Annotated in this window: 5 protein-coding genes and 1 pseudogene; all 6 read right to left on the bottom strand. The window is 35.5% G+C overall.

From position 1 onward, the window contains the following. Nucleotides 1–252, bottom strand: a pseudogene (locus tag OZD62_RS03220) (hypothetical protein); the annotation flags it as partial. Nucleotides 253–372: 120 nt separating this feature from the next. Further along, the gene (locus tag OZD62_RS03225; protein ID WP_275019422.1) at nt 373–1,893 is read right to left on the bottom strand and encodes a recombinase family protein; all 1,521 of its coding nucleotides are present in this window, start codon (nt 1,891–1,893) and stop codon (nt 373–375) included. A gap of 10 nt (nt 1,894–1,903) precedes the next feature. Next, a complete protein-coding gene (locus OZD62_RS03230; protein ID WP_275019423.1) occupies nt 1,904–2,332 on the bottom strand; it encodes a DUF2924 domain-containing protein in 429 nt (142 codons plus the stop codon). A 32-nt stretch (nt 2,333–2,364) separates the two neighbouring features. After that, nucleotides 2,365–2,955 (bottom strand): ankyrin repeat domain-containing protein, encoded by a 591-nt coding sequence (locus OZD62_RS03235; protein WP_010962485.1) that lies wholly within the window; start codon nt 2,953–2,955, stop codon nt 2,365–2,367. A gap of 261 nt (nt 2,956–3,216) precedes the next feature. Further along, nucleotides 3,217–3,408, bottom strand: coding sequence for a hypothetical protein (locus OZD62_RS03240; RefSeq protein WP_274979201.1), 192 nt, complete (start codon nt 3,406–3,408; stop codon nt 3,217–3,219). Nucleotides 3,409–3,579: 171 nt separating this feature from the next. Continuing rightward, nucleotides 3,580–5,274 carry a group II intron reverse transcriptase/maturase gene (ltrA, locus tag OZD62_RS03245; RefSeq protein ID WP_274979042.1) on the bottom strand — a complete coding sequence of 565 codons (1,695 nt, stop codon included), beginning with the start codon at nt 5,272–5,274 and terminating at the stop codon, nt 3,580–3,582. Nucleotides 5,275–5,791 lie beyond the last annotated feature (517 nt).

The following is a 5,791-nucleotide window of genomic DNA, read 5'->3' on the forward strand; positions in this document are numbered from 1 at the left end:
TTTTTCCGTTTTTTGCTTCCACTCATCATACGTATAGTCTGTTTGACGTGTACCATATTTTGTATCTTGACACTCATTTCCCTCATTAAATCTCTCTTTATCGCAAACTTTATCACCATTATAAAAGTGATCACTTATGTTATTAATTCCATTACCAACCAACACTTCCTTTATTGCCATTTTATTTTCAGCAAGTTCTTCTCTATATTTAGAGATACAGTTTCTCATCTCTTCTTTACAGTCTGTAGTCACAATCTAGCTCCTTTAACAAAATAAAGCTTACCTTAACACGCAATTATTAATGTTCTATATATTTTCTCGCTGAGAAAGCAGTAGTCTAAACTATTACACATTAGCAATTACCTAAATCTTCTATCCTGTTTTTCGCCTTTCAAGCAAACTACTGTTATAAAACTCTAACCCGTAGAATCTTTCTAATTGCTCACCCCACAACATCGGTATTTCTCTTAAATCAGCTAGCCTCAAATTACTTGGCTGTCTTCCATTTATTACATCTTCTTTTATTTTTGGAGCTAAATAATTTAACCTTAAAATTTGCTGTATACGTCTTGTACCTATATTAATTTTGGCACTCAGCTCTTTTATATTTGCATATTTTCCCTCTTCTAGTTGACGTTTCCACAGATGGGCTCTCACCACTGCTTTGAGTAACGCATTGTTTGTTTTACCTTCTGGCTCAATTACTGTGCATTTATTTCCCTTCTTCTTTATTGGTATAAATTTTTCCTCTGATTCAGAACATAACTCTATTCCATCTTCTTTTACCATTACTCCTTTTATTAACTTTTTCACTACTTCTTTCTGCTTTCCAAAACTTAAATTTTTCCACTCTTCTGCTTTTTCTCCACATTTTTCATATAAATCTTCTACTTTCTTCATTGCTTCTTTTTCTATTTCCCCAGCTACTATAGTCCTGTTTATTGATTCACAACCTTTTCCCCTTAAATGATTATTGCATACGTAATATCGATATCTCTTATTCTCTTTTTTTGCATACGTCAGCGTCATATTTACTTCACAGCTCTTGCACTTAATTATTCCCTTTAGTAGCGCCTCTTCATATCTTGCTTTTCTATATGGTTGATTCCTTATCAATTCCTGCGCTTTTTGCCATTTTTCTTCTTCTATTATCGCATCGTGCTTTCCCTCATACTCTTTCTCATAATGTCTTATCTTTCCCATATATATTGGATTTGTTACTATCCTTCTCACTGTTGCTTTTTTAAAGATATCTGATTTTGTTCTGTAACCTTCTCTATTTAACTCCCTTGCCAATTCTGCCATTGATTTTAGCTCCAAATATCTTTCAAATATATGCTTCACTGTCCTTGCTTCTTTTTCATTTATTATTAATTCTTTATCTTTTACATCATATCCAAGCGGCAAAGTTCCTCCCATCCATAGTCCGTGTTCTTTTGATGTTGCTATTTTATTTTTTACTCTCTCTACTATCATCTCTCTTTCTAGCTGTGCTGCTCCTGACAATACCGTTTGCACGAACTTTCCCATTGGCGTATTATTGTCAAATATCTGCGTTACTGCTACAAAATTTACTCTATGCCTTCTAAAAAATGACGTTACTTCGATGCTGTCTTTTGTCTCCCTTGATAGCCTGTCTAATGTATATACTACTACACAATCTACTTCTCCTTTTTTTACATCTTCAAACAATTCCTTTATTGCTGGTCTTTCTAAGTTTTTTCCTGAATAGCCGCCATCATCGTACCTTGTGGCCAATACTACCCAGCCTTCTTTGCTCTTTACGTACTTCTCACATGCTACTCGTTGCGCATCAAGACTATTAAACTTTTGTTCTAGTCCATCCTCATTTGATTTTCTTGTATATATCGCGCACCTTACCTCTTTTAGCATTTTCTCCTCTTCAGCTCCCATTTTTATCACGCATCCCGAATAATAAAGGTCCATTATAGCTCATTCCCATTATTTTTCCTGCTACTGCTGATAATGACGTATAAAATCCTTCTCTGTAGATTAAACCCTTATCTGTTACCATTACTGCATGCGTCTCTTCTCCTCTCTCTAGTATTAATTCTGTTCCTTCTACTGGTAATTTATCGCTACTTATCCTTTTTCCCTTCTCTAGTCGATCTGCCAGGTATTCTAGTCTTTTTGCCCCTTTTCTTGATATTTCTCCGTACGCTTTTTCCTGCATTCTATAAGCTAATCTTGGTATCAGGTATTTCTTTGAGTATCTAGGCGCTCCTTCTCCATATACCTTTTTCCATATTTTCCTCACCTCTTCCAACGCTTTTTTCTCTAAATTCAATACTTTCTTTTCTATTCCTTCCATTCTAGCTTCTGAATTTAAAAAAAAGTTGCGGCTCATAGCACTTTTTCATCCATAGTTTCTAGCTCTTTCACCTCTTCTTTTGCTACTATCACACCTGCTGCTGTACTTTCCGATACAACTCTTATTCTTTCTATAAATTCCCTCTGTTTATTTGCCATTTTTACGTTCTCTAACACTTCTTTTATCTCTTTATTATTTCTCACATAATCCATTGGGGTCTTGCCAAATTTATCTTTTTGTTCCACATTCCCTCCCGCTTTTACTAGCTCTTCTACTATTTTTATCTCTGCTACCATGCACGCAAGGTGTAACGCGGCAAATTTGCTACTTCGTTCCACTGCGTTTACATCGACTCCTGCCTTTATCAGCTCTTTTGTATTTTCTAGACGTTGCCCCATCACTGCTAGGTGTAGTGGTCTATATTTCCCGGCATCTGCTGCATCTACATCTGCTCCCTTTTTGATTAATAATTTCACTTTTTTCGGATCTGGCATTCCCACCGCGTAATGTAGTATCGTCCTTCCTTTTGTGTCTTTTTTGTTAATATTTTCTATTGAGTTATCTAATACTTCTTTCCACGACTTATTAAATTCTTCTCTTTCTTTCTTACTAAATTTTACCATAAGTTCCTCAGCTATTAATGCAATATAAAGTGGCTCCAATTTGGCTCACTTTAGCGCTTAGCAAACTTTGTTTGTTTACCAGCTACTTTTTCACTTAGGGCTGTTTTGGCATAAAAAGCAAGTTTTTTTTACAAAATATACACATTTTTTCAGCATATTATATTAAGATATAAATCTATATATTTAATCTGTTAAATAATAGCAATTCCTCTCCTGCTGTTGCCAGCTTTTCTCTTCTATTTTTTCCATATATTTAGCCTCTTATTTCCTCACAAAAAGTCTGCAAACATCTACAGCCCTTTCCTCCACATCATTTAGCTTCTTTCCACCATTTACCACCTGCTTTTCCGATACCTTACTTATTTTTTCCATTAACTCCCTCTGTTTGTTCACTATTTTTCCTCCTTTTTTCTTTAATACCTCCCTTGTCTCTTCATCACTTGCGTAATACATTGGGCTAAATCCTGATATACTTACCAGGTTTATTTCTGCCCCTGCTTTTATTAACTCTTCTACTATCTTTTTTCCAGTTATCTAAGTGGAGAAAGTCACCTCTCCCCACTCGACTGCAGAACCGTACGTGACAGGTTACCGTCATACGGCTCCTCTGCAATTTGGTGCTTGTCATGCACACTTCCTGTGTAAAATATCGTGACAATGTCCATGTAATAATAATAAATTTTTGATCATATTATTTTTCCTATTTTGGTCTTTATGGTGTATTTCTAGAATATCATCACTCTTGAACCAAAGTTGACATTGATCACATTTGCCTTGTTGTAACTTCAACAGCTTTATTACTCTCGGTGATTTATCTAGTATTCTATTAAGACGATTCCCCCAGTAAACCCAATCACCATCGTATGGAGATTTGGTTCCTTTCACTTTGATATGTCGCTTAATAACATGATCTCCGTGTCTTATAAGATTCACTTCGTTACTTGTCATAAATCGCCAATTATCATTACCATACTTCTTGAAGTACTTTCTTTTGATCCAGCATTTTCCTTTGTTTGGGTGTTTATATAACGCCCACTTCCAAAGTTTTCTGAACATTACACTGTCGATAAGATTAAATGTTTCACTTGAAACTACACAAGAGTAATATTGACTCCATCCTCTAATAATTGGATTAAGTACTTTAATTACTATTTCTTGTGTTGCTCCCCTCAATTTTCTAATCTTATGTTTGATAATGAAATTATGCTGTTTTATAGATTCACGACTTGGTTTGATTAATAACTTGTAACCTTTCTTATTATTTCTTGTTAGGTAGTGTCTTATTGAAAATCCAAGAAAATCAAATCCTGGTTTATCCCCTTCTAAAGTATGGGAAATCCTTGTTTTTGAAGGTTTTAGTTCTAGTCCAATGATTTTTAACCATTCTTCGATTAGTACCTTTGCCTTAATAAGGATCTCCTCACTCTCATGTATAACAACAAAATCATCAGCATAAAAAATTATACTAAGAGCTTGTTGTGCCCGTTGCTGCGATGCTGTACCATACTTTCTTCTTCTATATAGAAAAAGTTCACTTTTTAATGCTTCTTTAATATATTGTTCCATACCGTGTAATGCTATACAAGCCAATAATGGAGAGATAGTTCCTCCTTGAATTGTACCACTCTTAGTTGGCTGGAAGATTCTATTTTCTATTACTCCTGCTCTCAACCATCCTTTTATTGTTTTTCTTAATGTTGGTGTGGTATTGAGTTTTTCAAGCAATGCATAGTGTTTAATATTATCGAAACATCCTGAAATATCAGCATCTAAACAATATGCTGTTTTCTGACTTAGTGCATTGAATATGGCCTTCATAGCATCGTGACAAGATCTACCAGGTCTAAAACCATAAGTGTTCGGCTCAAATTTTGCTTCCCATTCAGGTTCCAACGCCATTTTTACAAGTGTTTGTTTTGCTCGACACGATATAGTGGGAATACCAAGGGGACGACGCTCCAATGGCTTGCCAGGTTTTGGTATCCAGACTCGTCTTGATGGTTTTGCTCTTCCTCTTAAATCCATAGAATTTGCTAATTGCATTCTTTCTTTTTGGTCGAGATTGGCTTTCCCATCAATACCTGCAGTCTTTTTCCCTCTATTGTCCTGTGTTACTCTTCTAACTGCGAGCATTCTTGCACTTGTTGATTTGAGTAATAATCTCTGAAGATTATGCATCTTTTTGACATCATTACATTTAGAAGCTTGGTAAATTCGTTTTTGTAGCTTAAATGAAGATTTCTCCAGCTTACGCCAAGAAATTTCATTCCATTCATACCTAACATTTTGTTGGCTCATAACATATTCACTACTACTCATAACTTTACCTTCCAAATTACAGTGTTTACGTCTGCATATCCCAAATATTACTTTGGGCGTTAGCTTCTTAAACAATCCTTCCACATAGAAGCTTACGGTTGGCTACCTGCTTATATCTAAATAAATATAAGAGCATCTATGCGGTTACTCCGTTCCATGATTTTGTTTCATGTTGGACTTAGGTTCTTACTTTTTTGCCGGAAGCTGAGAACATCCATAATCAAGTGGTAGGATCTTGATTCCTCTTTGCGCTTCTACCATTTTGGTCTATGCGTATCAACCTTATTTCGCATATTCATGTTGACGACAATTCAAACATAAGTTCCTTTCGTAACCTTATCCAACTCTGTTCGCAGGGATTTACCATAAGGTTTAGTATTACCTGCTTTTGTCTCATGCTTGCATCCCAGAAGTTGCCACTTTCTAAAATGTGAGACATACTTTATCCCTGATGTTTAGGGAAGATGGAATTTAACCACCACAAAATCACGACTTTCGTGTCGCACCCCACCATACA

It is taken from the genome of Wolbachia endosymbiont of Drosophila seguyi, from assembly GCF_028981765.1.
Lineage (GTDB): Bacteria > Pseudomonadota > Alphaproteobacteria > Rickettsiales > Anaplasmataceae > Wolbachia > Wolbachia pipientis.

Excerpts from the sequence above, each read along its gene's own strand:
- OZD62_RS03225 (WP_275019422.1), bottom strand. The coding sequence starts at position 1,893 with ATGCTAAAAGAGGTAAGGTGCGCGATATATACAAGAAAATCAAATGAG.
- OZD62_RS03230 (WP_275019423.1), bottom strand. The coding sequence starts at position 2,332 with ATGGAAGGAATAGAAAAGAAAGTATTGAATTTAGAGAAAAAAGCGTTG.
- OZD62_RS03235 (WP_010962485.1), bottom strand. The coding sequence starts at position 2,955 with ATGGTAAAATTTAGTAAGAAAGAAAGAGAAGAATTTAATAAGTCGTGG.
- OZD62_RS03240 (WP_274979201.1), bottom strand. The coding sequence starts at position 3,408 with ATGTATTACGCAAGTGATGAAGAGACAAGGGAGGTATTAAAGAAAAAA.
- ltrA (WP_274979042.1), bottom strand. The coding sequence starts at position 5,274 with ATGAGTAGTAGTGAATATGTTATGAGCCAACAAAATGTTAGGTATGAA.